Genomic DNA, 25905 nt, shown 5'->3' on the forward strand with positions numbered 1-25905 from the left:
ATACATCACCCCATATATCCAAATGCATTTCGTAAAAGAAAGAAAAATGCCGATAGCAAACAGAAAAGATAAGTAAGTGAGACTAAACTGTAGGTAACGTAAATGATTTTTCTATTTTTCGCCACATGCTGTAAGTAAGCAGGAGGCTTTCTAAACGTGCTTACATGCAGCAAATATGTTAAGGCTCTTTTTCTCAGTGATAACTCCCCTGCAGCAGCCTCTACCGCGTGATATCCATCAGTAGGAAGCAGTAAATTCAAATTGCTAAGAACAAAAAGGATTTGCAAAAATGAAATAAGGTGCGCTGTCTCGCTTATAGTGCCTTGAGGAGCCAACATTGAGACGGCTGCCCACAAACCGCAAGCTAACAAATCTGAATACGGCCCGGCTAGCGCGATATGAATTCTGCTTTTCTTGCTTTTGAGCCGGTAGGTGTCTGTCCGGTCAACGTACGCAACTGGAATAAAATAATAGAGCAGAGCGACACCCGCTTCCCGTATGGTGATACCGTAAGCTTTCGTTACTAAGGCGTGAGCCATTTCATGAATAATCAAATGAAAAGCAATGACACAAACCAAAAAAATCCAATGAATGGAAGACCATTCGATCTGCCATCCTCCTGTCACATTGAGCAGAATAAAGGAAGAAATGGCACAAAAAAACAGAACATAAAAGGTTATTTTTTGAAGCATATTGGGAATAGAATGGTAAAGATGAAGCAGTGTTTCTGTTGATTTATTGAGAGACTTCGCCAATGGTAATCGAAGCATCGGTTTATCAGCTGCGCGGCGAATTGCCTGCTTCACCTGATGTTCAGGCAGCGGTTTTATATTTAAGACATTGGCTTTTCTTAAAGATGAAAAAAACATATAGACAATTTCAGGAAAGTTACCGTAATTTGCATAATTTTTTTCTAGTTGATTCACTATATCCTGGCCCGTGTTTGAACCATCCATTAAGTGAAAAATCTCCAAGCCAACTTTTGAAAGCCTGATATATTTCCCATTCTGTTTGTCAAACAACATGGGTTCTTCATTGGCGCCTATTAACAACTCGACTCCTTCACCTAAATAGAGGGGATTGACCAATAGTTCTTCATCGTACTGGTATTGAACTTGACCGTTGTTCATGGCATCATTAAACTCCTTTTATTAACATACAAATACGGTATAATAGATAAAGGAAAGTAAGACATGCGCCTGCTCGCAACAGGCACTTGCCTTACTTGTCTAAATAAGGGCTGATCACCCGTAGCTGCTTGCTGTGCCAGCAGTTGACGCTGTAGTTGCCGGACATGAAGCTGTTGTAAAAGAGGAAGCAGTGCTAGCTGTTCCTGCAACAGTCGCCAAATCCACTTGGGCCGGCAGCTCTTCAGCGTATAATTCCAATGTTTTAATAGTAGTATCCTTTTCAGACATAATGTCACCGCCTCATGTTTTTTAGGTTGATAACATCCTAATTTACCGTTGAAATGGTAGCTATTGTGGAGACAAACGTCGTCCACGATGCATAGGAAGCTCCTGTCGACATCGTCGAGACAATAGACGACATGTCCACTTGGGCCGGCAGCTCCTCTGCAAAGAGTTCCAGTTTTTCTGTTTGCTCGCAGTTAACCTTCAACATACACATCTCCTATTTGAATCAACCGTAGCAGCTGATCGTGCCGGCTGAAGCTGCTGTTGTTCCCGGACATGAAGCCGTACTGACTGATGACGTAGAACTGAAAGATGCCGCAATCGTTGCTAAATCAACTTGCTCCGGCAGTTCTTCTGCAAAAAGCTCCAATTCAAGAGTTTTATCCTTTTCCATTTTTCATTCCCCCTTATTATCCGCCGTATGATGAGATCGTGCCGGCCGTAGAAGCCGATGAACCCGCACACCCAACTGTACCGAATGTTGCTGATGTAGTGAAACCAGATAATGATTGGATTTCTGTCATTTCTTCAGCATAAAGTTCCAGTTCACACTCTTTTTTCTCTTTCATTAGTAAACCTCCTTTTATTGGATTTAAATAATGAATGTATTATTATCCAGAAAGTGATGATGCCGTTGATGCCGTCCCCGCTGTGCTTCCAGGGCACGAAGCTGAGCCAACAGTTGTGGCTGAAGCCCAAGTCGACAATGGCCCCATTGTAAAATCCATTTGCGTTTCAAGCTCTTCTGCAAATAATTCCAATTCAACTTTTTTCTCTTCCATCTTTATCACCTCCTTTCAAGTTATGTGCTTTGAAGAAGGTTTATTTTTCAGAAAAAGATAGCGGTTTTCCAAATGAGAACGCGCACAGTTGAGTCCGATGCCGGCCGTCAATAGGCGTGTATTCCCTTAGCGGTCTAGGAAGGGCGCCAGCAAAAATCGTTCCCTGAAGTCCAAGTGTTAACGCAGAAAGCCAAGCATTTTGAGCCGCTGCGCCGCCGCGCACCATCAAATGCCTGTAGCCGTGTCCGCCGTACTGCTTTACCGCCTGATTCATTGTCCCATTAATAATAATAATGGCAGGAGCATACACAAATTCTTTTTGGAGAAACCAATCATCCGCTTTTTCTTGTTCCGGTATCTCGCCCATAGGCTTTAAAGAATGCGTTTCGGCACAATAATCATAGAAGAATGGACACCGCAGATTTTGGACACGCCACGCGATAACAGAAACCGTAATATCAATTCCCTGGCCGATCTGGCGCGCCCAATTTCTGTTATCTTCTTCTTTGACCGTCGCTAAAATAGTCCCCAAATCACTCAAATCAATTGCATGCTGATCATAAAATCGAGTGGCGGTACGCTCTTTCAATATGTGAAAAAGTTCTTTGCCTTCATATTGTTTTTCCGGCAACAGACATGATTCCCTTGTATTCAAGTTCTCTTGTTGCTGTCCCTCTACGGCACGATCGATTTCGCAGTCAAGATGAAAGGTTTTCGTTTCTTCGATTAATTTGTCTATCAGCTGAAATGGTTCAAAAGAAGCCATTGTCATCACCATCCGTCATCTAATCCGGCTAAAGCTATTACCGGTTCTTTTTTAGGATCGATTCCAAAACAGGATAAAAGCGCTTGCTCATTCCACTGATCAATCATATTTACTTTTATCCCGAGACCTGCAGATACAGCTTGCATTTGTGATAGAGCGACCCCTCCATCTAAATGAATGACTTTATAAGCAAAACCATTGTATTTGCTGGCAACTCTTTCATAAGCCCCTGTCAAGAGAACAAGCGCCTTTGGAAGATTGTCTTCTTTTAGTCCTGTTATATCAGTTATTTTCTTCTTGATTTCTCCTATTGTTAATGATGGACCGACTTTTGCCAATGAGTGATCCAAGTACTGGTAAAAGTAGCAGTTAGGAGCTAGTCCGTTTACTGACAGTGCAAGAATGTAAATCTGGCAAGATCCCAAGTTGCCCCCGGTTGGCGCCCACCTCTGCACTTTTCCAGTTGCCTGGCCGCTGTCTGCGTCTCTTAACCCACCGCTAGTCAAACATAAGCGAGTTAACGCTTCCAGATTCAATTCCTCTCTTCCAGACATAGGTTGTATTCTGTTTTTCAGGAAACCGCCTTTTGGCTGCGGCAAAAGCTCTTCGGTCGGCAGCTCATATAAGGCAGCACTCGGATAGCTTTTTGCTTCATTTGTTAGTAACAAGTTTTTTGGGTTGTAATGGACTTGATGACTTTTAGGGTTAATCAAATGTTTTGATGGAAAGGCAATTGCATTTTCAAACTGCAATACAGGATGAAGCTCATTCTCGGAGTCGCCGGTGCAGCAACTGCCGTCCGGTCTTGGATGGACCTTTTTGCTGGTGCACGTCCAATCATCGAATCGGAATGTGAGATACTCTGTTCCGGTTGCAGAAGGAGCAAGCCTCGTAATGAAATAAACAATTTCAACCGCAGAATAATATTCCCACATTTCAATATGTTCAAGGCTTGGTTTGCCTTGGCCATCTTCTGATTCAACTGTTATTTGATAGTCTCGATAAGTGGCTGTTTCATTTTTTTCAAAATATGGCCCCAGAACACCGACATTTTCTGCTGCTCGTGTGAGTATCCATGGAATATTCTTTTCATGGCAGATATGATCCAATGACCTTAATTGTTTGTGGTTCAAAGGATTGGTGCAGAAGACAATCACAAGGGCGGCATGATCGATGTTCACTTCATCTGAGAGCCGTGCTGTTACAACATTTTCTCCTCCCATATATACAAGTTCCTCATGAAGGATCTTGCCATGCTCTGAATCAGTCAATAGCAGAATCTCAGCAGTTTTCAATTTATGTAATCCTTCTGCCGCACTTCTGTTTACTCTTGTCGAATCAGTACTTCGCTGAAAAAATTGGTAAACATCAGGCTCAAAACAGCTTGTATCTATCCCTTCATCACCTTCCGCATCATCAAGCAAACCGCGCATGAACAATAAAGAAAGAATGTTGCTGATGTCTCTTGGAGAATATTGGTCAAACTCCGCCATAATATCTTTAATGGTATACGAACCATTGAGAAATGGTATTAGATTTGGCAAAAAGCGCGTAACAGCATTTCCTTTCAGCACCTGCAAATGTTCTGTTCCATGAAATAACATAGAATCTTGATCCGGAATCATTTGAAGACTTGCGATTAAGCGCGGCTTTTTAGGCAATCGAAAATTCGGGTCAAAGTAAGCCGCATGGCCAACTTGCTCAGCTGACATGACTGATGCAGGTTTCATTTCGTAAGCACTTCCCCTCTTCTATGACTTAACAATGATTGAAGGTCTTCAGATAACTGTGCCACGCTGCGGTTTTCTTCAGAGCGTTTTAATCCACATCTCGGGCAGCCATGCACTGATATGGTTTGTGAACTGAAGGATTCTCTTGTCAGCATGTTTAATTGCCAAACTCGCCCAGATTGTGATTGCTCATTCTCGTCAATTGATTTTATAATTGTCGAAGCGAAAACGGCTGACCAGCCGGCAAAGCTGCGTAAAAATCCCTTTGGTCCCGCGTCTGGATGGCTATGATAATATGCATCTATTTTTTTGACATACTGAGGAACCGGTGAATGCTGTAAATAACGAGATTCAAAACAATGGTAGCATGTCCCTTCACCAGGTATAACAAGCGGGCCTATTCTGATATACGGATGATCCATAGTAATGGGAAGCCACGGTTCATTCCATTTAAAACAAAGCTGGTCGAGCTGTTTTGAAATAAAAGAAGATGATTTCCAAGAGGCAAAGATATGCAATCGAGCAGATGGAAAACGGTCTGACGGCAATAAGTAGAGCGGCTCGTTTAATGGCGTAATCACAATATGATCGATTTTTTTAGAAAGCTGCTGTGCGACTTCCCTGCCAAAGTCTCCTGTTGTCATGATATGAATGGGTTTCATTTATAAAATCTCCTTCCTTATTAAGCAAACGGCTGAGGCCAAGCATTAATTTCGCTCTCCGTTTTCACCGGATAACCCATCGCTTTTGTTGCTTCATAAAGACGCTGGTGCCCTAAAAAACGGCAGCGGTAACTGAAGGACAAAGGCTGAAGGCCGGGTATAATGACACGAACCACGCGCATATCAGCATGAATGGCTTCATCGGTTGTCAGATCAACTGCAAATGCCTCAAGTCCCTTTTCCTCAAGACGATTTAAAAGAAATTTTAAATTTTCTCCCGCATTTTCTTGCTCAAGGTTTGGTAATTCTGAAAGATTGGATTGATTCGGCGAATGTACTAGAAAATCATAGGCATGCAGCCTTTCAGCTTTCCCCATATAGGTCGCGCCGTGGAACACATTGTAGAAATCATCTATATCTTGCGGCGCAGGGCGCTCTGCCATCATGGCGATGCGTGAAGAAGCGGCTTCCCTCATAACTTTGTTTATTGCTTTATGAGGATTTAAATCAGTCGCACACATAATCAAGGCAGCCAGTTTTTTATTATCGGGTGTCAGCTGCAAGGAATAAATGGTTGGAATGCCTAAGTCCGTTGTACCATCGAACAGATATTGCTTGATATTTCCATTCTCGAATGTTTTATTTAAAAATTCAGTCATTTCTTGATCTGGCTTTTTATCAAAGATGATGTGAGGAAGAGGAAGTTCTTGATACCAAGTTAAAGAGATCGCGTCCCTTTCAATGACTTCACATATCGCATTTACAAGAGCTTGTTCATAAGAGGTATGTGCAGCACAGCCGGTCGAAATCGGAAGCCAAAAGCGCTCACCTTGGCTCATAGCCGGCAAATGCAAATAGGTCATGATGGCTGGAATCCATGTCTCTTCTTGTGTGTGAAGAGACATGCCCTTTACCCACCTCAACGGAGAATCTAATAATGGTTTATTTACCGGGCAGCGGGGATGAGATCGTTCAGTTTCTGAGCAGATGGGAATTTTTTTTAAATCTAAAGCTTTCGACCCTAATTCCTCAGCTGTTGCCCAAATAAACTGTTCCTCACTATACACACAGCTGGAATATCGTTCTAATGCTTCAGCAATCGCTTTAATTCGACTATCTTTTTCGTGAAGTGATCCTCCTGCACCATCCATATCTCCCGTCAACGACTTCCCCGGATTTAAGCTTGATATATGGGACAGAGACTGAGAAATATCTCCCGTAGATGCAACTTGAATTGGGAAATCAGGTTCACCAGGATAGGTCGGGAGGGAAGATACTCTGTTTATAAATCCTCCTAAAGGCTGTACTAGTTTTTCCAACGAATGAGCCATTCACGCACCTCCATTTTTTCAAAAAAACGTAAATTCTATGCTATGAATTTATTATATTAGATATATCAATCTGGATCTATGTCGAAAACCTTAATATACGTTAAGATTAATAATACTTTTTTCCTAATTTTATAAGTTTTGTCATTTTCATCTGAACTGAATTGTCTTTGCTCCCGTATATGCTAATGAAATCATACGTCTCAGTTGTCTTATCTAAAGGAGGAGATTCAGATTAATTACACAAAAAGAGAAATGCTTCTAATTGGCGATTGGTTATTAGACTCTGAACGTGAAATGCTGGTGAATGAAAATTCCACTATTCCCCTTTCCAGAATTCAATTTCGTTTGCTTCATTGTTTAGCTGTCAATAACGGCAGACCAGTATCCAAAGCCAAACTCATAAAATATGCGTGGGGAGAGGAAGGGTTCGCTACAAAGAATGCATTGTATGTATATATTAATCGGCTGAGGCGACTAATCGAGAAAGATGTAAAACGTCCCAGGCATATCTTATGCCTGAGAAAAGAAGGCTACATTCTCTATCCAAAACATTAAAGGAGTGTGACAGTTACATGAAGTCCAGCTTACCTATCACCGTGCAAAATCTAAATAAGTCTTACGAGGATCATCAAGTCATAAAGGGAATTTCTTTTGATTTGAGAAAAGGGGAAGTTTTTGGGCTTTTAGGTCCGAACGGAGCGGGGAAAACAACAATCTTAGAATCTATCATCGGATTGCGCAAACCAAGCGGCGGCGAAGTTTCAGTGATGGGTTACAACCCATTGAAACAGCCTGAAAAAATCCGTCCATTTATTGGGGTTCAGCCTCAAGAAACCACTCTATTTCCTTATTTGAAAGTAGGAGAAACTTTGAAATTATTTTCTTCCTTATATAATAAATCAAGATCTCCTGAAGAAATATTAAAGCTGGTAGGTTTAGAAGACATGATGAACAAACCCACTCGCAAACTATCAGGGGGGCAAAGGAAAAGGCTGCTGATCAGCATTGCACTTATATCTGATCCTGATATTTTGTTTTTAGATGAACCGACCGCCTCTTTAGATCCTCATTCACGCCGGCAAATCTGGGATATTATCCAATCCCTTAAGGAAAATGGGAAAAGTGTTTTCTTAACAACACACTCAATGGAAGAGGCCTATACACAATGCGACCGTACTGCTATTTTAAATAACGGGAAGTTTGCCGCCCTCGGAACGCCGGTAGATTTAATACAAACCCATTGTCCTCAGCAGCGCTTGTTCCTAAAGTACACCGATCAGAAAAAAGTGGCTCAATTGAAAAATATTCCCGAAATAAAAAAATCTTCAATAAAAACACTGCCTATTGGCTACGAGCTTGAAATCGTGGCCGAACCCATTACCAAAAATGTAATTTCTTCGATTATCAAACAGATTGACGCAGAGTGGTCCAGCATCCGCATTGAACAGGGAACCTTGGAAGATGTTTTTCTTAAGCTTACGGGAAAGAAAATACGAGAGGGTGTTTTGGTATGATGAATAAACGTGCTTTTTCTGCGCTTCTATTCATGAATATAAAAGAACTGATTCGAAATCCTTTAACCTTTTTTATGGTTCTCGCCTTTCCGTTTCTATTCCTGATTATGTTTGGTGTTCTCTCCAGCTCTACGGGAGTCGGTACAGATTTATTTGAGTTTATCATTCCTGGCATTATTGTGATGGCATTCTTTACGCTTGCTATAAACGGAACTTCCACTCCTATCATACAAATGAGGGACCAGGGAACTTTGCGATTAATTGGTTTAACTGAAGCATCAAAGCTGACCTTTGTGCTTTCTCAAATATGCGCTCGTTTTGTTTTAGCAGCTTTTCAACTTGTTGCGCTGCTTAGTATCGCTTATTTCAATGGAATGTTACAAGCACAGAATATCCCTCAAATCATGCTTGTTTCACTTATCGGGCTTCTCATGCTGTTTGCACTTGGTTATACTGTGGGAAGCATGCGTCTCTCTATTGAAGCTGTAAATGGGCTTTCAGGTGGCATGCTGGCCCCTCTGCTAATCGTGTGCGGATTAATTATGCCGATGAACCTGCTTCCCTCTTGGCTTGAAACAGTATCGAAATTTATCCCTCTCACCTACTTTGGAGAACTTCTGCGTTATTATTTAAATGGAGACAATCCATCTCTTGGCGTGTTATTCAGCTATCTTATTTTAATCGCTTCAACTGCACTTCTGGCTTTTGCAGCTGTCCGTTTGTTTCGTTGGGATAATATCCGCGGATAACATCATAAAAAAATCAAGCCATCTCTTGCCGCATTCCCGCAAGCCTGCAGCCTAATCCAGCCATACCCAGGCCGACAGGGACAAATCCCCTGTTGGCCCTTCTTTATGATTTACTTTTTTTCCAAACAGAACGCAAACATCATCCTCCTGATATGCAGCATCATTTGAGTCTGTTTTAATAGTGTTTAATCTCTCTTACACCTTTAGACAAAATATTCATTTTTTCTTTTTTAGACTCAAATCTATGTCGAAAATGATCGTTTGGCATATCTTATTCTATCTCCACTAAAGGAGGTGACATTATGGGATTCTACAATTCTGGCGGAAACTCTGGTTATTCAAGCGGTCTCGGCAGCTCCTTCGCTTTAATCGTAGTGCTATTCATTTTGTTAATCATTGTTGGAGCTTCTTTCTTTAGCGGTTATTAAGTTTGACTTTGCCAATCCTCTGCGGTATCAGCACCTCCCTGTCCGGCAGACGCCATAAGAGTTTTTATGGCGTCTTTGCTATGTGAAGCTGGAGCTATCAATTCTACGAAATGTACCGTATGTTTTCCCACACGCTGTCTGACCGCTTTTTCATAGTAAAATGTCAGGCTAAAAAAATCCGGCTTTTAAAAGCCGGACTCCCGTCTATCTCCGTTCAACTCTTCTCTAATCCTGCAAGCAGACCGCATAATCCCGCCATACCCGGTACACCGGCACAAATTCCCCGCCAGCCCCTCTTCTATGTCTTCGTCAGCCGGATGCGGGTTTTCCTCAAACAGCGCTTTAAGGGCAATCGTCATGCCCGGGGTGCAGTAGCCGCATTGGAAACCGCCTTCCTCTAAGAAAGCGGTTTGGCAGATATCCAGCTCTTCTTTTTGAAGCCCTTCGATGGTTGTGATGGAGTGTCCGTCTGCTTGATAGGCCATCGTCATGCACGCATTGGCCAGCCTTCCGTCGATTAGGATGGAGCACGCTCCGCAGCGGCCGATTCCGCAGGACACCTTTGTCCCGGTCAGCTGAAATTCCTTTCTAAGCAGGTCACTTAGACGTGTCGCAGGAACGACTGCAACCTCATACTCCTGTCCATTCACGGTCATCCGCAACTGTTCCTTTTTTACAGAAAACGGCCCGGCCTCTTTTACGTCCATTCTTTCATCCCCTTCCTGTCTATCGCGTTAAGAAGTTCTTCTCTTGAAATGGGCAGCTTATTTATCCAGCATCCGACCGCATCATGTATGGCCTTTACAATAGCTGGAGTGATGGCGATCGTTCCGATTTCGCCAACACCGCGCGGTCCATATGCATCACCCTTCATTAAGTCCTCTATTGCGGTCAGCTTCATGTCAGGAACATCTTTGACTCCGGGAATCAAATAGTGATCTAGATTTTCCGCGGCATAACGGCCGTCCGTCATTTTCGCTTCCTCCATTAGTGTATAGCCGAGCGCCATGGCAGCGCCGCCTTCAATTTGACCTCGATAACCCTGTGGACTGACAACCGGACCTGCTGCAATAGCATGCTCACAATCTATCACTTTGACATCGCCTGTTAACAGATCTACCTCCACCTCAACGGCAGCCGCTCCAAATGAGTAAAGAAAATGGCCGCCCACTACAGGATCAGGCGTTGTTGGAAAGTCAAATGCCGTTTCCTCTGTCAAAGGGCCTTTTTCAGCCAGCTCCTTATACGTCACCACGAGCGCCTTTGTGTTTTTGTCACGCAATCCTGCAGCGCCGGGGATAAGGTTTTCCGCTGAACAGCCGCTCCATTCTGCCGCCAGTTTTTTCAACTGAGCTAGAAACGGCTTCTTCAAACGCTTGATCGCGTGCCACACCATGCTTGTGCCGCGGGATGCTGTGGAGGAGCCTGACTTCGGTACTTTTGCGGTATCCCCAATAACAATGGAAATATCCTCCGCGGCACAACCTAACTCCTCCATGACAATATGTTCAATCGCTGCCAGAATCCCCTGTCCGCATTCTTCAAATCCAAACGAAGCAGTGATTTTGCCTTCACTAGAAAGAGACAAACGGCCTCCCGCCGCATCCATTCGGCCATATCCCAGCCCTCCTCCGTGCATTGTGATTGCCGCTCCCGTGCCTCTTTGCAGATACCCGCATTTCCGGCTTGTTCTTGTAAGAATGGGAGATTTAGAAATGGTGTCCAACACTTGCGCCGCTCCGTCAGTTGGTGCAATCCGATGCTCAAGCGGCCCCAAGTCATGCGGATTTCTGATATTTTTCCCTCTCAGCTCCAGCGGATCAATGCCGAGCATGCTGCTGAGACGATCTAGATGGGTTTCGAGTGCAAATGTGATTTGGTTGCCGCCAAAGCCCCGAAATTCTCCAGCCACCCCGTTGTTCGTAAATACAGATATTCCTTCAGTCCGGATATTCGGAATACGGTACGGCCCCGCGGCGTGCTCGACAGAAAAGTCAAGAACTGCCGGTCCAAGCGTAGCATAAGCGCCTGTGTCCGCCACAATTTTCACGTCATGCGCCAATAGATTTCCTGCATGATCCGCACCCGTTTTTATCGTAATCTTCATCGGATGGCGCTTAATGCCAGAACGTACAGATTCCTTTCGTGTTTGATGAACTTTGACCGGGTGTCTGCTTTTCAAGGCCAAAAGTGCTGCATACGGCTGGATATTCAGTTCATCCTTCCCTCCGAATGAGCCGCCCATCGGACTTGACACAACCCTGATCTTCTCTTCAGGAATGTCAAAAATACGGGCAAGCTGGAACCGGTCTTTATAGCCGTGCTGCGTGCCTGCATACATCGTAAAGCCGTCATCATCCTCCGGAACGGCTACGCCTCCCTCCGTTTCCATATACGTATGCATCTGCCGCGGCAGCTCATAGGTTTCTTCAAGGACTGTGTCAGATGCTCGAAAACCCTGTTCCACATCACCGTTTGAAAAAAACGCGCGGTGCAGGATATTCCCGTCCTCGTGCAGTCTATGCGCGCCCGGCTGAAGCGCTTTTTCAGGTGAATCAATGACCTCCAGTTCTTTATACTCAACGCAAATCAGCTCCAGCGCAGCCTCCGCGATTTCCTCCGTTTCCGCAGCAACTGCGGCGATCGCATCTCCGACATGCCGCACCCTGTCCTCGCATAAAACCGGCTGATCAGGGATGACAAGGCCAAATCGGTTTAAGCCGGGAACGTCTTTATGCGTGACGACGGCCCGCACGCCTTCCACTTTCTCAGCTTTCATGGTGCAAATCGACACAATCTCTGCATGAGGATAAGCACTTCTCAGCACTTTGCCATACAGCATTCCTGGAAAGCTGAGATCGGTCATATATTTCAGTTCCCCTGTGACCTTTTCGCTTCCATCCGGCCTGACTCTTGATGGTTTGTTGATGATCATTTATTCCCCTCCCTCAGCCATCAGCTCTGCCATGATGACGTTGGCAGCGGCTTTTTTTCTGTATGCCGCTGACATAAAAGCATCTGCGGAAAACGGCAGCTCATGGATAAGTGTTTTGTACAGCTCATGCGGGTCCCACCCTGGTGCCTTCCATTTCGCTTCGCTGTCCAATAATCTCTCAGGTGTGATATCGGCATGGCCGGCGGCGAGACGAATGCCGCCGTCTTTCAAAAAACGTCCGGCTGCAACAGCAACCGCTCCTGTAAAAGCCTGACGTCTCCCAAGCTTGCGGTAAAATACACGCTCTCCCGCCACCCGCGGGATGATGACACGCGTGACGATAGCCGTTTCAAAGTCTCCATCCACGAGCCAAGCGCCTAGCGGCAGCCTGATCTGTTCCTTTTGATACACGATAAGCTCAGCATCAAGCACAAGCAAAAGCGGAATCAAATCACCGATTTTACTCGCTATGTTTCCGCCAATTGTCGCCTGGCTGCGAATTGCAGGTGCGGCGACAGCGGAAGCAGCCTCACTGAAGCAGCTAATTGCGCTCTTGATTAAAGGGTTCTTTCTGCATTCACTCAATGTGGCCAGCGCCCCGATCGACACATGGGTGTCACTGACGCTTATCCCTCGCATCTCGTCAATCCCATCAAGGCTGACAAGGTGCTGTTTCGGCAAAATTCCTTTGTCCCACTGAAGCTGAAGCAGCGTGCTTCCCGATGCGGCACATACATCCGGAGCAAGCTGCTGCAAAAGCGAATAGGCCTCATCAAGCGCTGACGGCCTCCACAATTGAATATTCATCCTTTCTTTGGTCACTTGGCCGTTCAAGCCATCACCCTCCTTACCATGTCATATTCCTCCGGTGTATCAATATCCTCCAACTCACCGCTTCCCTTTGCCTCCAAAACCGCACCTGCTCCAAGCTTTCCGCTTTTCAGGAGCCTGCGAGCCCCTTCATCTCCCTTTAGCCCCTTTACATAAGGAAAACAAGCCGATGAGAAGTAGATTGGCGGGGTGAACGTCCCTAAAAATGATGACACGGCAAATGACTCAGGAGCCAGTGCCACAAGGGCATTGAGATGATCAACGGAAAGAAAAGGCTGGTCGGCTAACAAAATGACAACGCCGTCCGCCCCCATGCTTTCTGCTTTTCGCACCCCGCTGCTGATTGAATGCCCCTGACCCTTTTCCGCGTCTGGACAAACATGCAGGCTCCAGCGTTTTTGAAAAGGCGGTGCTTGATATGGCGATCCTATCCACTCAAGGGAGGCATGCTTTGTCCGCTCGACGACCAGCACATGATCAAGGCGGGACAACAGAGCAGTTTTCAAAGAAAGTGAGCCGATGGTTTCTTCTTTTAGCGGCAAAGCCAGCTTGTTTTGGCCCATTCTTTTGCTATTGCCGGCAGCGAGAAATACCCCAATCAGATAGGGGCTTCTCATACAACCGCCACCCGTTTTCTTGTTTGAATGATTTCTGCCACTACACTTACCGCAATTTCCTCGGGACCTTCTGCACCGATGTCCAGCCCGACCGGACTGTAAAAATGAGACGGAGGCTGTTTTCCGTTCAGCAGCCGTTTTGTACGATTTGCCGAACCCAACAGTCCAATATAATGGAGATTTTGAGAAAATAAGAAGTTGATGATCATTTGATCGTGCTGATAATGATGGGTTGCCACAACTGCTGCATCATGCGAAGAAAATTGGAATTCGCTGAGCATTTGTTCAGGAAAAGCGGTGATCAGCTGATCCGCTTTTGGAAAAAGAGAGGATGTGCAATAAGCGGGCCGCCAATCCGTCACGATAACAGAAAACCCTGTATCAGCCGCCAAATTGGCCAGCGGTACAGTATCCGGTCCCGCCCCGAACAGAATGAGACGCGGTTTCGGTTCAATTCGCTGAATAAACATGTTAGTTGGCGGATCGAAATGCGGTAAATGAAGCGTTGAAACAGTACGTTGAATATTTTGCAGAGGCGCGTCCGGCCAGTTCCCAAAATGCCCATTCTCCGTCAGAAATAAATAATGGGAGGATTCAATCTTTACAATAGAAGTGACAGCTTTGCCTGAATGAAGGCATTCCCTCACTTTTTCATAGTGGCGCCTTTTTCCCTGAGTGATTCGCTCCGCATGAACATGAATCATGCCGTTACACCCGGCTCCCATGCCCCAGGACAGATCATCCTCCGCCCGCATGTCGTAGGGAAGCAGCGCTGACGTGAGCTGATCGCCCAGCGCACTGATTCGTTGGCATAAATCTTCTTCCACGCACCCGCCGCTCAGCAAGCCAATCCGCTGGCCGCTTTTCTTAAAGAGCATAGAAGCGCCTGCTTTTCGATAAGCGGAGCCTTCAACCTGAACAATGGTCGCCAGCACAGCCTCCTCCTGGTCTTCCAGGAGCGCGTCTAACACCGTGTGGAAATTTCCCAATGCTGCATCCTCCCCTCAAAAATTGCTGTGAGAAACAACGAGTTCCGCGTGATTGTATGGGTAACTTGTATAAAGAATAGATGATGGAAGAGAGAATGACTCATGATTTGTCAGAAAATGAAACACATAGAAAGAGGATTTGTAAAAAGAGTCAAACGAAGAAAATCAAATTGGAGAAAACACGAAATGATAGCTTAAAAAGCTTGCGGAGGTCCGCAAGCTTTTCTTTACACCGCTGCCTGGCGGCCAGCGTTTTCATATACATCAAGCGCCGCTTGGAGCGCCTTCCCTGCTTCGATACCTGCATTATGCCTGAGAAGCACAGCCTCTAAACCGGCAAGCACTAATAATACATTTTCTTTTCTGCAGCTGTAGCCCATCGTGCCGATTCTCCAGATCTTCCCTGCCAGCGGGCCGAATGAGCTGGCGATTTCGATGCCGAATTGTTCCAGCAGCACACGACGGACAGACTCGCCATCGATGCCGCCGGGAATTTCAACACAGGTGACAACAGGCATTTTGCAGCTGTCATCTCCAAACAATCTTAGCCCCATTGCCTTTATTCCTGCCGCTAATGCGGTTTCATGGTACCGATGCCGCTCAAAACGGGCCTCAAGGCCTTCTTCAAGCACCAGCCTGATACCCTCACGCAAGGCGTACAGCATCGTTGTCGCTTCTGTATGATGATTGAGCCGTCTTTCGCTCCAATAATCCTCAAGCTGGCTCAAATCAAAGTAGTTGCTTGTAATTGGCCGATTTTCCGAAAGTGCTGCCCTGTCAGCTTGTGTCGCAATCCCGCGCTCCACCTTTTTGCGGGCTGCAATCACGTCCGCCACCCGCTCATTATATGTAATCGGCGCCATTCCTGATGGCACAGACAAACATTTTTGCGTCCCGCCGATGGCAGCGTCAATCTTCCATTCATCGACTTTGACCTCACAGCCCCCGATCGTTGCGACTGCATCGACGATAAACAATGCATCCTCAGTGCGGCAGGCTTCACCGATCGCTTTCAGCGGGTGAATCCGTCCTGTCGATGTTTCTCCATGCACCATCGCCACAATTTTCGGCTTCACTTTTTTTATCTCCCGTATGATGTCCTCCGGGTCAAAAACCGTTCCCCATTCGCACTCAAGCGTATGAACATTCGCCCCATACCGCTCGGCGATTTCAGTCAGCAAGTAACCGAAACGGCCGTAAATGGGAATGAGCACATCATCTTCCGGCTCTATTACGCTAGCCAGCACTGCTTCAATACCCGCCCGTGAAGTGCCGTCAATCGGGTATGCCCAGCGGTTTTTCGTTTGGAACAGCTCCCGAAGCATCTCCATCGTTTCATTCATAATACCTGTAAACGCCGGATCAAATTGGCCGACAACCGGGGTGCTCATTACTCTTAATACACGCGGATCAACCTCAACGGGTCCCGGCGTCATAATCGTTCTTAACGGGGTGCATAATTCTCTTCTGCCTGACACAGCCATTCCTCCTTTATCAGTAAGCCAGTTTGTGTAATAAATCAGTCAGTGCGCGGACGCCGATCTCAAGCTGTCTGGCTGGGGTATATTCCTTTGGCGAGTGGCTGATGCCGCCCCGGCTTGGCACAAACAGCATACAAGCAGGATAACGCCTTCCAATCATTTGCGCGTCATGCCCAGCTCCGCTCACCATTTCCTCACAGCTGATGCCGTTTTCTAATGCTGTTTCAAAAGCCGCAGCCTTCAGCCTTTCATCCATCGGCACAGGCTCTATCTGCATATATTCATCAATCACGGCACGAATTCCTTTTTGATGGCAAATACCATTGATCAAAGCAACCATGTCTTTATGAAACTGCTTCAGCACGTGCTGATGCTGATGGCGAATATCGATTGAAAACTGGACGCGGCCCGGTATGACATTGGCTACATTGGGCTCTGCCGTTATTTTTCCGCATGTCAGACGGAGCTCCTCCGGCTGCTCCTCCGACCGCAGCAGCAGCTCATGAATGATACGGCTGCTGGCTGCGAGCGGGTCCTTGCGCCATTTCATGGAGGTGGTTCCCGCGTGATTGCATTCCCCTTCCAGCGTGACGAGATATCGCCTCTGCCCCGCAATACTTGTCACAATGCCGAGATCCCGGCCTGACATTTCCAACGTCTGCCCCTGTTCAATATGAAGCTCAACAAAAGCGCTGATATCTGTCCGATATGCCGGCTGAAACACACCTTTGCCAAAACCGCACTCATGCATCGCAGTTTGCAGCGAGACTCCTGATTCGTCTCTTGGCTCTGCTCCATCCTGTAATGAAAAAACACCCGTCATATTCCCTGATCCCCAATAGGTCATTGGAAAACGGCTGCCTTCCTCCTCACATAAGGACACCGCTTCGAGTGTTTTTTTCGGCGCTCCATAGGCCTCTTTGAGCTGCTTTATCGCAAGCATTGCCGCCAAAACACCATAGGCGCCGTCGTATTTCCCGCCGTTGATGACAGTATCGATATGTGAACCGGTTACAATGACTTCATCCGGAGACTGGGTGCCCGAAAGCCTTCCAAACACATTCCCGACATCGTCGAATCTTGTCTCAAGCCCGAAAGAAGACATTTCTGTTTTCACGGCAAGCTGTGCGTCCATCCACTCTTTTGTGTATAAAAGCCTCGTTACGCCGCCGTCCGTAGACGCACCGTATTGGGCGAGCCATTCAATATAATCTGTGATGCTGTTTTTTACTGAATGCTTCTGCTTTTCCATGTACTCCCCCCTCTGGCCGTTATAGTGACTTCATTATAGAAGGAGGAACATGATAGTTCATTGGCATATTAACCAAAAAAACGTTTATTTTTTGGTCACAGTATCTAGCAATCAGGTTCACCCTACCTGTCAGAAGTCAAAAGAAAACACGGTAAAGAAGAGAGCCAGCAAGAGCGAAAGAGAGGGTCAAACTGCCTTTCATATGTACGAGCTAAGCTTGGGAGGAGAGGCGGTAAAAACAGAAATGGCGCAGCTTGCAAAAACAGGACCTAAGGATATGGGAACAGGACATTTCCGCCTCCTCCAAAGGAACTAATTTACAATTTTAATGAAAAATATACAAAATGACACTTCTATCCTTTATGTCAATTTTAGATAATAGACATGATCTCATAAAAGGAGGGCAAGTGATGACAAAAAAAGCATGGTTTCTGCCGCTCGTCTGTGTTTTCTTGATTTCCGGATGGTTTGCGCCGGCAGCTTCAGCAAGCGGGCAAACCGCATTAAACCTTAATGACCGATTGGCGTCTTCCCCTTCAGGAACAGGGAGTCTTCTCTCATTAGCCGCCCCCGCTGCACCCTATGCTGACACAGATACCTATTATGAAGTGGCTGAAGGCAAAACAGGAGACTCGCTAAAAAGCGCCCTGCACCGCATCATCAGCGGACACACGATGCTGTCCTACAGCGAGGTATGGAACGCGCTGAAAGAAACTGATGAAGACCCGGCTAATCGGAATAACGTCATCCTGCTCTATACGAATGAATCGCGGTCCAAAAACCTGAACGGCGGCAATGTCGGCGATTGGAACCGCGAGCACGTCTGGGCGAAATCCCATGGCGATTTTGGTACGAGCAAGGGACCTGGTACTGATATTCATCATTTGCGCCCGGCTGATGTCCAAGTTAACAGCGCCAGAGGAAACATGGATTTTGACAATGGTGGCACTGAATATGCAAAGGCACCCGGAAATTATTATGACGGCGATTCATGGGAGCCCCGTGATGATGTGAAAGGCGATGTTGCCCGCATGCTGTTTTACATGGCTGTCCGTTACGAGGGTGATGACGGCTACCCTGACCTTGAGCTTAATGATAAGACAGGCAATGGCTCAGCTCCTTATCATGGCAAACAATCTGTCCTGCTCGAGTGGAATAAGCAGGATCCGGTTGACGACCGTGAGCGGAAAAGAAATGAAATCATTTATGAGAAATATCAACACAACCGCAACCCATTTATCGATCACCCTGAATGGGCGGATGAGATTTGGCCGTAAGAAAAAGGTGCTCCTAAAAAGGAGCACCTTTCCTAATACACAGCCTCTTCTGTTTCCGCATCGAAAAAGACGGCGTGGTCCATTTTCACTGAGAGCTGGATTGAATCGCCTGCATCGATTCGCGTGTTTCCGTCCAGGCGGACCTTGAGCCGCTCGTCCCCAGCCATGACATGCACAATGAGCTCTGAGCCCAGATTTTCATTCACTTCTATCTTTGCTTTAAACACTGAATCAAACACCTGTTTATTTCCTGTCATTTGTGTGATGTGCTCCGGCCGGACTCCGGCAATCATTTGCTCTCCGGCATATCCGTTTTCCTTCAGCCGCTTTGCTTTTTCTTCAGGAATATGAAGACGGATCGAAGGGTTTGTGAAAAACAGCTCGCCATGCTGCTGTTCTATAACGCCTTTTAAAAAGTTCATTCCGGGAGAGCCGATGAAGCCTGCGACAAACAGATTCGCCGGGTAATGATAAATGTCATGAGGTTTCGCCACTTGCTGGATTTCCCCTTCATTCATGACGACAATCCGATCTCCCATTGTCATTGCTTCGGTCTGGTCATGCGTGACATAAATAATCGTTGCCTCTAATCGCTGGTGCAGCTTGCTGATTTCTGTCCGCATCGTCACTCTTAGTTTTGCGTCCAGATTAGAAAGCGGCTCGTCCATTAAAAAGACCTTCGGCTCCCTTACAATCGACCTGCCAAGCGCCACCCTTTGCCGCTGCCCGCCGGAGAGCGCCTTTGGTTTTCTCTTCAGCAAATGTTCAATTTCTAAAATTCTGGCTGCCGCATGAACCCGCTCGGCAATTTCCTGCTTCGCCATCTTTCTGAGCTTTAATCCAAACGCCATATTATCAAAAACCGTCATATGCGGATAAAGCGCATAGTTTTGGAATACCATCGCAATATCACGTTCTTTTGGGGGAAGATCATTGACCCGCTTCCCATCAATGAGAAGATTTCCTTCAGAAATGCTTTCTAATCCAGCCACCATCCGCAGCGTTGTTGATTTTCCGCATCCTGACGGCCCCACCAGCACCAACAGCTCCTTATCCTTTACATCTAAATCAAAGTTCTTCACGGTTAATTGTGAGTGATATGATTTTTTGACGTGTTCGAATGTTAATGAAGCCATCAGAACATTCCCCCTATCTTTTGATCGTTATTTCGTCACTGGAAACAACTTGGTCTTTCTGTTATTTTTAGAGTAATCGATTCCCATTTTTGCTATATTTCTAAAATAAAAAATGTAAATTTGTATTATAACGTCATAATACATTATAATATAAATAATAGGTTAAAAGGAGGCTACCCTTTGTTAAACAACGGAAGTTCTACACCTTTATACATTCAGCTAAAACAAATCATCACTGATGACATCAAAAAGGGCGTGTATTCCCCAACCGCCAAGCTGCCTACCGAAAATGAGCTTTGCAGCAAGTATAACGTCAGCCGCATCACCGTCAGGAAAGCCATTCTCGATTTAGTCGAAGAAGGCTATCTCATCAGGCAGCAGGGAAAGGGAACGTTCGTTAAAAGCCCTAAATTAAAACGAGAGCTAATCGCTGTAAACGGCTACTCGGAATTTATGGAATCAACCGGCAAAAAACCGAAGCACCAAGTGCTGTCCCATGACATCATTCCAGCGCCAAAGCCCATCGCCGAAAAGCTTCAAATCCATCCCGAGAGCCCTGTCGTTGAATTAAAACGCATTCTGTATAACGATGACCAGCCTCTCACCTTTGAAGTGACGCATTATCCGCTTGATTTGTTTCCCGGCATTGATACCTTTATTGCTGACGGTGTATCTATGCATGATATTTTGAAACGGCAATACAAAGTTGTACCCACGCACAATACGAAACTATTAAACGTTGTATATGCCCAGCAGGAGGAAAGCAAATACCTGGATTGTGATATCGGGGATGCGCTGTTTGAAATTGATAAAACCGCTTTTACATCAAACGACCAGCCAATCTATTGCTCACTGTTTTTGATGCACACAAACCGTGTCACTTTTACCATCAACAGCCCCTACACATAACAGGCATAAAAAACGAGACACTGCTTATAGTATTCTCGTTTTTTCACTGCTTCCCCCGTCCTCCAAGCGATAAGGATAGCCATAGCCGAAAGCCCCGTACACACCGCATGTTTTCGCAGCCGTTTCGGCGGCCTGGCGCAAAGCGTACATTATATCCTGCTTCACGCAAAAGGCAGTCAAAAAGCCTGCTATAAAAGAATCTCCCGCTCCAAGTGTATCTATTATATCAGTTTCCACAATCGGCTGATGATAGATTCGATCACCCGCAGACAGGATTGCACCTTGACCCCCTCGAGTCATACAAACCATTTTGGCTCCGTACCCATGAGCTGTTTTGGCAAGCTCGCCGCATTCCGGCTCACTCAAATCGCTTCCTGAAAAAAACGCATATGTCACATAAGGACAGACCCTCCTCAAATAATCATCCTCCCGATTGGTTGAAAAATCAAATGAGACAGGGACAAGCCCGCACAGCTGCGGAAGATCGTTCTCAAGCCTGCTGTACACGCTCGTATGCAGCAGATCATGCCTGCTGATAAAAGATACATCTTTCTCCTGAAACGCGAGGCGAAGCCGAGACTGAATGCCGCCTTTATTTGATCTGACAAAAATACGGTCCCCCTGTTCATCAAGAGTGACAATCGCCATCCCGTTTTCTCCGTGCGCCTGGCGGATATAATCTGCATTGACCTGCTCCAGCTTGAGAACGTTCAACAGATGTGCCGCTGCTTCGTCATTGCCGACGATTCCGATATAAGAAGACTCATGCCCGAGCCGCTTGGCAAGCACAGCAACGTTTAAGGCATTTCCTCCCGGGTAAAATGTTTCTTGATCCTGGTAGTAATCGACAACATTATCTCCAACCGCAATCAATTTCATTTCGCTTCCTCCTTCATCCTTTTACACTTCCGCTTGCAATCCCGCGGACAAAATACTTCTGCATCAATAAAAATAAAATAATAATCGGCGCGGCTGAAATCGTTAACCCGGCCAGCAGGACGCCCCAATCCGTCTGAAGCGCGTCTCTGAACTGCATCAGCCCAGCTGGAATGGTCCGCAAATTCTCATCATCTATGAAAATAATCGCAAACATAAACTCATTCCACGTATGGTAAGCCGTCAAAATGCCGGATGTCACCAAAATCGGCACACTCATTGGTAAGAAAATTCTGAAAAATACTCCGAAACTTGTACATCCATCTAAATAAGCCGCCTCCTCTAATTCTTTGGAAATAGAAAGAAAATAAGAGCGGATCAATATGATGGTGAATGGGATCCGGTAAGCCGCGTACGGCAGGATTAATGCCCAATACGTATTGTACAGGCCCAGCGACTGAATAATAGAATAAAGCGGCACAAGACTGACCTGCGGCGTCAGCATCAAACCGCCAAGACAAAGCACCAAAAAGAATCCTTTTCCTTTGAATTCAAACCGGGAAAGGCCGTACGCCGCCCATGCACTGATAAAGACAGTGATCACACACGTCAGCACCGTAACGATGACGCTGTTCATAAAATAAGAAGAAATCCCCTGGTTCCAGGCGGACACAAAGTTTTCCGGATGCCACGAAGACGGCAGCGACCAGCTGTGCTCAAAAATATCGTCAGAGTTTTTAAAGGCGCTCATCACCATCCATAGAAGCGGATAGGCAATCGCAATCAAATAAAGAAACAGAAAAAACCACACAGACGTTTCTCCGATGTACCATTTTCGCCTAGGCTTTCTTTTGACCTCAATGTGCTGGTCAGGCACAGGCTCCAATCTGAACGAATCTGTCTTCTTCTGAGGCAGCATCTGTTACTCCTCCTTTCCGGTTTTAAAGAACTTCATTTGCATGAGCGACAATGCGAGCGTAATGATTAACACGACAGTGGCAATCGCTGAGGCGTAGCCCATCATATCCTTTGTAAAGGCACTTTTATATAAAAACGTGCTCAAGACTTCTGACGCGTTTCCCGGCCCGCCGCCTGTCAATATGTACGGCTCATTAAATACCGTAAAGGCCCCGGTCAGCGTCATGACCACCGCCACAAAAGACATCTCTTTCGTCTGTGGAATAGTAATATGAAAAAACTGCTGAATTTTACCCGCGCCGTCAAGCCGGGCCGCTTCATACAGTTCATCCGGTATTTTTTGGATCGACACGATGTACAGCATCGCAATATAACCGACAGATTGCCACTGGGACACAAAAATGACAGAAAGCATAGCTGTGCTGTCATCCCCGAGCCAGGCCCTCGTCAGCTGATCAAGACCGATGGCCTGAAGCAGCTGATTCAAAAGCCCTGTCTCCGGATTGTAAATAAAATCAAACAAAAGCGCGATCACCGTCATGGAGATGACAACCGGCAAAAAGAAAACGGTACGAAAAAACGGCGACCATTTTCTGACCAGCTTATCCTCAAGCACCGCCGCCAAAATCAAACCGCCAAATACCTGGCATACAATTGAGATCACTGCATAAAGCACATTATTGGTAAGCGCCTGATAGAAGACAGGATCATGAAATAATTCAACATAGTTTTTTAAGCCGATAAACGTTTTTTCCGGAGAAAATGAGCTCCACTGAAACAGGCTGAGGAAGACATTCTCAAAAATCGGGATATAAACGAAAAGTAAAAAAACGAGAGCGGGCACCAAAAACAAATAGGGGATTATTTTATTTTGATTGACCAAGGGTATCTCATCTCCTTTATAAAAAGAAAAGGTGCGAAGCTTCACCTTTTCTTTGATTTATTCAGCTGACGCCCTCGCCTGCTTTGCTGCTTTTTGAACGGCTTTCATCACCTGCTGCGGTGTCATGTCGCCGCCAAGCATCTGCTGGACGCTCGTTAGGTACGCATCTGCGACTTCAACATCGACATCCATATCAAACCATGGCACCATTGATTTAGCGTCAACAATATGCTGAACGGCTTCACGCTGAATGGCTGTTGAATTTTCTTCAGTAGCCGTACCTTGCACCGCACTGTATTTTCCAACATCTTTCACGAGCTTTTCGCCCATTTTTTTCGACGTCAGAAACTGCAAAAACTCCATCGCTTCCTTCGGATGTTTTGTTCTTGAGGAAATCATGAATCCTTCCGGTGCTCCCGTTAATGCTTCTGAAGATCCTTTTTGCCCGCTGATTTCAGGAAATGGGAACATCCCGAGGTTAACCGGTTCAACCAGCTTGATTTCCGCTGTTTCCGCATATATCATTGCCGACTTTCCGCTCTTAAATTGCTGTCTCACATATTCATGGTCGACGGAGTTTACATGTTTATTGAAGTAAGGTGTCAGCTCTTGAAGCTTTTCAAGGGCTTTTACGTAGCCTTCATCAGTAAATTCACCCGTTTTGGCGTTATAGTCCTTTTCCCGTGTTTTTTCATCGACCATCCGCTGATTAAGCGTGCCGATATAGTGCGAGATTGTCCAAGTCGCCTTTGTTCCGAAGCTGATCGGTGTGTAGCCATGTTCCTTCAGCTTTTTTGACACCTTGATTAATTCATCCCACGTCTTCGGGGGATCAAGTTTCAGCTTTCGGAAAATGTCTTTATTATAGAAGAATGATTTAGCGTCCATTTGCCACGGCACGCCATATTGCTTGTTTTCATAAGTAAATGGTGTAATTTGCGATTGAACGAGCTGTGATGACCAATCGGTGTCATTTTTGTAGTAGGACGAGAGATCAAGTGCTTTATTGCCTCTGATAAATTTAAAAGCAAACTCATCGCTCCAAGAGAAGTAAATGTCAGGAGGGCTGGTGGTTCCCAGCATGACCTTAATTTTATCTTTATAGGAGTCATTTAAAACGGCTTCAATTTGAATATCGATATCTGGGTGTTCTTTTTCAAATTCCTTCACAACTTCTTCAAAATAACTTTTTTCCGGCTCCTTCGGCCATCTGTGGAAAAACTTCAATGTCACCTTTCCGTCCGCTGAACTGCTTTGGCTCGAACAGCCCGCAATGGTGAACATACTGACAGCTGCAATGATCAAGAACAACAATATTTTCTTCAAAGGGTTGGCCTCCTCTGGACATTAGACTATAATGTTATATAACATTATAGTCTAATGCATAATGGTTCCTCATTTTCAGATCAATACTCAACTTTCCACATGTATCTTCTATGAGATAAAGGATGATTTCTCGCCTCTGCCAGCTCGTCTGCATAGCTTCTCAGCACACGGTTGAGAACGAGCGGAGCAAGGTAGCCTTTAACTGAATCGTCAATTGCAGTGAAGTCGTAAGATGCAGCATCAAGCACAGTGAGCTTTTTGCCATACTTTTTCGAGAAGGTAAGCGCCCGCTCTTCAAGAGGCCTTGTTTCATCTAAACCGAGCAGGATGATAAACGGCACGGATTCATCAATAATTTCAAACGGTCCGTGAAAATATTCTCCGGCATGAATGGCGTGGGAATGAATCCATTGCATTTCCATGAGAATGCAGATGCTGTAGGAGTAAGCGACACCGTAGTTTGCACCGCTTGCCATTGTATAAATAATGCTTTCTTTTTCATGAGCTTTTGCAAATTGCTTTGCGTTGTCAGCTTCCTGCTTAAGGGCTTCTTCATACACAGCCTGTAATTGGTCTAAGCCTTCAATTGCCTGTTGGAATTTCGTATTGTTTTCTAAAACTTGCAGGGTTCCGAAAACGATTTGATACAGAACTCCATAGTTCGTATTGATCGCAAGCGCCTCATCACCCCAATCGTACTGGGCAACATATTGCGCTTCCTGCGCTAAAGGAGACTCCGGCTTATACGTCATCGCAATCGTAAGTGCGCCTTTGCCTCTCGCAAACGCAGCAGCTTTGACTGTTTCCGGGGTATTTCCCGAATGCGAGCACAAAATAACAAGAGACTTTTCGCCAAGCTGAACAGGGTTGCGCTGAATAAATTCATTAGAACTGTAAAGGTCGGAGTTGATTGATTTTGACTCTCTGTCAAACACATATTTACTCGGGTACATAATGGCCGAAGATCCTCCGCATGCGACAAAGAATACATGGTCAATGGTTTTCCCTTTCAAATCCTGCAAGAAAGCTTGAACCTCACGATTTACTTTTGCTGTGGCCTGACTCAAATCCTTCACTCCCCATTTTTATTATATAACG

Annotated in this window: 29 protein-coding genes and 1 pseudogene; 7 read left to right on the plus strand and 23 right to left on the minus strand. The window is 45.7% G+C overall.

Features of this window, described 5'->3' with window-relative positions; translation table 11 throughout:
* Positions 1 to 5: 5 nt before the first annotated feature.
* From MY9_RS16300 to MY9_RS16320, 10 genes are all read right to left on the minus strand, one after another.
* Positions 6 to 1130 carry a PqqD family peptide modification chaperone gene (locus MY9_RS16300; RefSeq protein ID WP_014665266.1) on the minus strand — a complete coding sequence of 375 codons (1125 nt, stop codon included), beginning with the start codon at positions 1128 to 1130 and terminating at the stop codon, positions 6 to 8.
* A gap of 114 nt (positions 1131 to 1244) precedes the next feature.
* Positions 1245 to 1418, minus strand: coding sequence for a thiocillin family RiPP (locus tag MY9_RS21660; protein WP_014665267.1), 174 nt, complete (start codon positions 1416 to 1418; stop codon positions 1245 to 1247).
* Positions 1419 to 1455: 37 nt separating this feature from the next.
* Complete coding sequence (locus MY9_RS21665) at positions 1456 to 1623, minus strand: thiocillin family RiPP (RefSeq protein WP_014665268.1); 168 nt, start codon at positions 1621 to 1623, stop codon at positions 1456 to 1458.
* 18 nt (positions 1624 to 1641) lie between these two features.
* The gene (locus MY9_RS21670) at positions 1642 to 1809 is read right to left on the minus strand and encodes a thiocillin family RiPP (RefSeq protein ID WP_014665269.1); all 168 of its coding nucleotides are present in this window, start codon (positions 1807 to 1809) and stop codon (positions 1642 to 1644) included.
* A 16-nt stretch (positions 1810 to 1825) separates the two neighbouring features.
* The gene (locus MY9_RS21675; RefSeq protein ID WP_014665270.1) at positions 1826 to 1984 is read right to left on the minus strand and encodes a thiocillin family RiPP; all 159 of its coding nucleotides are present in this window, start codon (positions 1982 to 1984) and stop codon (positions 1826 to 1828) included.
* A 42-nt stretch (positions 1985 to 2026) separates the two neighbouring features.
* On the minus strand, positions 2027 to 2197 hold the full coding sequence (locus MY9_RS21680) for a thiocillin family RiPP (protein WP_014665271.1): 171 nt from the start codon (positions 2195 to 2197) through the stop codon (positions 2027 to 2029).
* 40 nt (positions 2198 to 2237) lie between these two features.
* The gene (locus MY9_RS16305; protein WP_237711708.1) at positions 2238 to 2963 is read right to left on the minus strand and encodes a nitroreductase family protein; all 726 of its coding nucleotides are present in this window, start codon (positions 2961 to 2963) and stop codon (positions 2238 to 2240) included.
* Between the two features lie 5 nt (positions 2964 to 2968).
* A complete protein-coding gene (locus MY9_RS16310) occupies positions 2969 to 4693 on the minus strand; it encodes a nitroreductase family protein (RefSeq protein ID WP_014665273.1) in 1725 nt (574 codons plus the stop codon).
* The gene (locus MY9_RS16315; RefSeq protein ID WP_014665274.1) at positions 4690 to 5355 is read right to left on the minus strand and encodes a TOMM precursor leader peptide-binding protein; all 666 of its coding nucleotides are present in this window, start codon (positions 5353 to 5355) and stop codon (positions 4690 to 4692) included. Before MY9_RS16315 ends, MY9_RS16310 begins: the two co-directional genes overlap by 4 nt.
* 20 nt (positions 5356 to 5375) lie before the next feature.
* The gene (locus MY9_RS16320; protein WP_014665275.1) at positions 5376 to 6686 is read right to left on the minus strand and encodes a YcaO-like family protein; all 1311 of its coding nucleotides are present in this window, start codon (positions 6684 to 6686) and stop codon (positions 5376 to 5378) included.
* Positions 6687 to 6980: 294 nt separating this feature from the next.
* Between MY9_RS16320 and MY9_RS16325 the strand changes: the two genes are divergently transcribed.
* The 4 genes from MY9_RS16325 to MY9_RS16340 all read left to right on the plus strand — a co-directional run bounded on the left by MY9_RS16325 (position 6981) and on the right by MY9_RS16340 (position 9377).
* The gene (locus MY9_RS16325) at positions 6981 to 7241 is read left to right on the plus strand and encodes a winged helix-turn-helix domain-containing protein (protein ID WP_231560771.1); all 261 of its coding nucleotides are present in this window, start codon (positions 6981 to 6983) and stop codon (positions 7239 to 7241) included.
* Positions 7199 to 8200 (plus strand): ABC transporter ATP-binding protein, encoded by a 1002-nt coding sequence (locus MY9_RS16330; protein ID WP_237711709.1) that lies wholly within the window; start codon positions 7199 to 7201, stop codon positions 8198 to 8200. The genes MY9_RS16325 and MY9_RS16330 overlap by 43 nt, the downstream gene beginning before the upstream one ends.
* The gene (locus MY9_RS16335) at positions 8197 to 8949 is read left to right on the plus strand and encodes an ABC transporter permease (protein WP_014665278.1); all 753 of its coding nucleotides are present in this window, start codon (positions 8197 to 8199) and stop codon (positions 8947 to 8949) included. The genes MY9_RS16330 and MY9_RS16335 overlap by 4 nt, the downstream gene beginning before the upstream one ends.
* A gap of 302 nt (positions 8950 to 9251) precedes the next feature.
* On the plus strand, positions 9252 to 9377 hold the full coding sequence (locus tag MY9_RS16340) for a YjcZ family sporulation protein (RefSeq protein WP_014665279.1): 126 nt from the start codon (positions 9252 to 9254) through the stop codon (positions 9375 to 9377).
* 185 nt (positions 9378 to 9562) lie between these two features.
* Here MY9_RS16340 and pucE read toward each other — a convergent pair whose 3' ends face one another.
* From pucE to allC, 7 genes are all read right to left on the minus strand, one after another.
* Positions 9563 to 10084 (minus strand): xanthine dehydrogenase subunit E, encoded by a 522-nt coding sequence (gene pucE, locus MY9_RS16345; RefSeq protein ID WP_014665280.1) that lies wholly within the window; start codon positions 10082 to 10084, stop codon positions 9563 to 9565.
* Positions 10075 to 12312 (minus strand): xanthine dehydrogenase subunit D, encoded by a 2238-nt coding sequence (gene pucD, locus MY9_RS16350; protein WP_014665281.1) that lies wholly within the window; start codon positions 12310 to 12312, stop codon positions 10075 to 10077. Before pucD ends, pucE begins: the two co-directional genes overlap by 10 nt.
* Positions 12313 to 13146, minus strand: coding sequence for a xanthine dehydrogenase subunit C (gene pucC, locus MY9_RS16355; protein ID WP_014665282.1), 834 nt, complete (start codon positions 13144 to 13146; stop codon positions 12313 to 12315).
* A complete protein-coding gene (pucB, locus tag MY9_RS16360; RefSeq protein WP_014665283.1) occupies positions 13143 to 13760 on the minus strand; it encodes a xanthine dehydrogenase accessory protein PucB in 618 nt (205 codons plus the stop codon). Before pucB ends, pucC begins: the two co-directional genes overlap by 4 nt.
* Positions 13757 to 14749, minus strand: coding sequence for an XdhC family protein (locus MY9_RS16365; protein WP_041521420.1), 993 nt, complete (start codon positions 14747 to 14749; stop codon positions 13757 to 13759). Before MY9_RS16365 ends, pucB begins: the two co-directional genes overlap by 4 nt.
* A 227-nt stretch (positions 14750 to 14976) precedes the next feature.
* Positions 14977 to 16227 (minus strand): (S)-ureidoglycine--glyoxylate transaminase, encoded by a 1251-nt coding sequence (gene pucG / locus MY9_RS16370; RefSeq protein ID WP_081483642.1) that lies wholly within the window; start codon positions 16225 to 16227, stop codon positions 14977 to 14979.
* Between the two features lie 16 nt (positions 16228 to 16243).
* Positions 16244 to 17482, minus strand: a complete 1239-nt coding sequence (gene allC / locus MY9_RS16375) for an allantoate deiminase (RefSeq protein WP_014665287.1) — start codon at positions 17480 to 17482, stop codon at positions 16244 to 16246.
* Between the two features lie 251 nt (positions 17483 to 17733).
* Between allC and MY9_RS21975 the strand changes: the two are divergent.
* A pseudogene (locus MY9_RS21975) lies at positions 17734 to 17811 on the plus strand (hypothetical protein); the annotation flags it as partial.
* An 81-nt stretch (positions 17812 to 17892) separates the two neighbouring features.
* A complete protein-coding gene (locus MY9_RS16385) occupies positions 17893 to 18759 on the plus strand; it encodes an endonuclease I family protein (protein ID WP_014665289.1) in 867 nt (288 codons plus the stop codon).
* 32 nt (positions 18760 to 18791) lie between these two features.
* On the opposite strand, the gene MY9_RS16390 is transcribed toward MY9_RS16385, so the two are convergent.
* On the minus strand, positions 18792 to 19895 hold the full coding sequence (locus tag MY9_RS16390; protein WP_014665290.1) for an ABC transporter ATP-binding protein: 1104 nt from the start codon (positions 19893 to 19895) through the stop codon (positions 18792 to 18794).
* A 180-nt stretch (positions 19896 to 20075) separates the two neighbouring features.
* Here MY9_RS16390 and frlR point away from each other — a divergent pair, with 180 nt between their 5' ends.
* Positions 20076 to 20804 (plus strand): transcriptional regulator FrlR, encoded by a 729-nt coding sequence (frlR, locus tag MY9_RS16395; protein WP_041521422.1) that lies wholly within the window; start codon positions 20076 to 20078, stop codon positions 20802 to 20804.
* Between the two features lie 24 nt (positions 20805 to 20828).
* Here the strand turns inward: frlR and frlD are convergent, their stop codons facing one another.
* From frlD to frlB, 5 genes are all read right to left on the minus strand, one after another.
* Positions 20829 to 21683, minus strand: coding sequence for a fructosamine kinase FrlD (frlD, locus tag MY9_RS16400; RefSeq protein WP_014665292.1), 855 nt, complete (start codon positions 21681 to 21683; stop codon positions 20829 to 20831).
* Positions 21684 to 21696: 13 nt separating this feature from the next.
* The gene (locus tag MY9_RS16405; protein WP_014665293.1) at positions 21697 to 22599 is read right to left on the minus strand and encodes a carbohydrate ABC transporter permease; all 903 of its coding nucleotides are present in this window, start codon (positions 22597 to 22599) and stop codon (positions 21697 to 21699) included.
* Positions 22600 to 22602: 3 nt separating this feature from the next.
* Complete coding sequence (locus MY9_RS16410) at positions 22603 to 23481, minus strand: carbohydrate ABC transporter permease (RefSeq protein WP_014665294.1); 879 nt, start codon at positions 23479 to 23481, stop codon at positions 22603 to 22605.
* Between the two features lie 57 nt (positions 23482 to 23538).
* Positions 23539 to 24807: an ABC transporter substrate-binding protein gene (locus tag MY9_RS16415; RefSeq protein WP_014665295.1), complete on the minus strand. Its 1269-nt coding sequence runs from the start codon at positions 24805 to 24807 to the stop codon at positions 23539 to 23541.
* An 80-nt stretch (positions 24808 to 24887) separates the two neighbouring features.
* A complete protein-coding gene (gene frlB, locus MY9_RS16420) occupies positions 24888 to 25874 on the minus strand; it encodes a fructosamine deglycase FrlB (protein ID WP_014665296.1) in 987 nt (328 codons plus the stop codon).
* Positions 25875 to 25905 lie beyond the last annotated feature (31 nt).

The sequence above is a fragment of the Bacillus sp. JS genome (assembly GCF_000259365.1).
Taxonomy (GTDB): Bacteria; Bacillota; Bacilli; order Bacillales; family Bacillaceae; genus Bacillus; species Bacillus stercoris.

Coding starts and splice junctions, on each gene's coding strand:
- MY9_RS16300 (WP_014665266.1), bottom strand. CDS start 1,130: ATGAACAACGGTCAAGTTCAATACCAGTACGATGAAGAACTATTGGTC.
- MY9_RS21660 (WP_014665267.1), bottom strand. CDS start 1,418: ATGTCTGAAAAGGATACTACTATTAAAACATTGGAATTATACGCTGAA.
- MY9_RS21665 (WP_014665268.1), bottom strand. CDS start 1,623: ATGTTGAAGGTTAACTGCGAGCAAACAGAAAAACTGGAACTCTTTGCA.
- MY9_RS21670 (WP_014665269.1), bottom strand. CDS start 1,809: ATGGAAAAGGATAAAACTCTTGAATTGGAGCTTTTTGCAGAAGAACTG.
- MY9_RS21675 (WP_014665270.1), bottom strand. CDS start 1,984: ATGAAAGAGAAAAAAGAGTGTGAACTGGAACTTTATGCTGAAGAAATG.
- MY9_RS21680 (WP_014665271.1), bottom strand. CDS start 2,197: ATGGAAGAGAAAAAAGTTGAATTGGAATTATTTGCAGAAGAGCTTGAA.
- MY9_RS16305 (WP_237711708.1), bottom strand. CDS start 2,963: ATGGCTTCTTTTGAACCATTTCAGCTGATAGACAAATTAATCGAAGAA.
- MY9_RS16310 (WP_014665273.1), bottom strand. CDS start 4,693: ATGAAACCTGCATCAGTCATGTCAGCTGAGCAAGTTGGCCATGCGGCT.
- MY9_RS16315 (WP_014665274.1), bottom strand. CDS start 5,355: ATGAAACCCATTCATATCATGACAACAGGAGACTTTGGCAGGGAAGTC.
- MY9_RS16320 (WP_014665275.1), bottom strand. CDS start 6,686: ATGGCTCATTCGTTGGAAAAACTAGTACAGCCTTTAGGAGGATTTATA.
- MY9_RS16325 (WP_231560771.1), top strand. CDS start 6,981: ATGCTGGTGAATGAAAATTCCACTATTCCCCTTTCCAGAATTCAATTT.
- MY9_RS16330 (WP_237711709.1), top strand. CDS start 7,199: ATGCCTGAGAAAAGAAGGCTACATTCTCTATCCAAAACATTAAAGGAG.
- MY9_RS16335 (WP_014665278.1), top strand. CDS start 8,197: ATGATGAATAAACGTGCTTTTTCTGCGCTTCTATTCATGAATATAAAA.
- MY9_RS16340 (WP_014665279.1), top strand. CDS start 9,252: ATGGGATTCTACAATTCTGGCGGAAACTCTGGTTATTCAAGCGGTCTC.
- pucE (WP_014665280.1), bottom strand. CDS start 10,084: ATGGACGTAAAAGAGGCCGGGCCGTTTTCTGTAAAAAAGGAACAGTTG.
- pucD (WP_014665281.1), bottom strand. CDS start 12,312: ATGATCATCAACAAACCATCAAGAGTCAGGCCGGATGGAAGCGAAAAG.
- pucB (WP_014665283.1), bottom strand. CDS start 13,760: ATGAGAAGCCCCTATCTGATTGGGGTATTTCTCGCTGCCGGCAATAGC.
- allC (WP_014665287.1), bottom strand. CDS start 17,482: ATGGAAAAGCAGAAGCATTCAGTAAAAAACAGCATCACAGATTATATT.
- MY9_RS16385 (WP_014665289.1), top strand. CDS start 17,893: ATGACAAAAAAAGCATGGTTTCTGCCGCTCGTCTGTGTTTTCTTGATT.
- MY9_RS16390 (WP_014665290.1), bottom strand. CDS start 19,895: ATGGCTTCATTAACATTCGAACACGTCAAAAAATCATATCACTCACAA.
- frlD (WP_014665292.1), bottom strand. CDS start 21,683: ATGAAATTGATTGCGGTTGGAGATAATGTTGTCGATTACTACCAGGAT.
- MY9_RS16405 (WP_014665293.1), bottom strand. CDS start 22,599: ATGCTGCCTCAGAAGAAGACAGATTCGTTCAGATTGGAGCCTGTGCCT.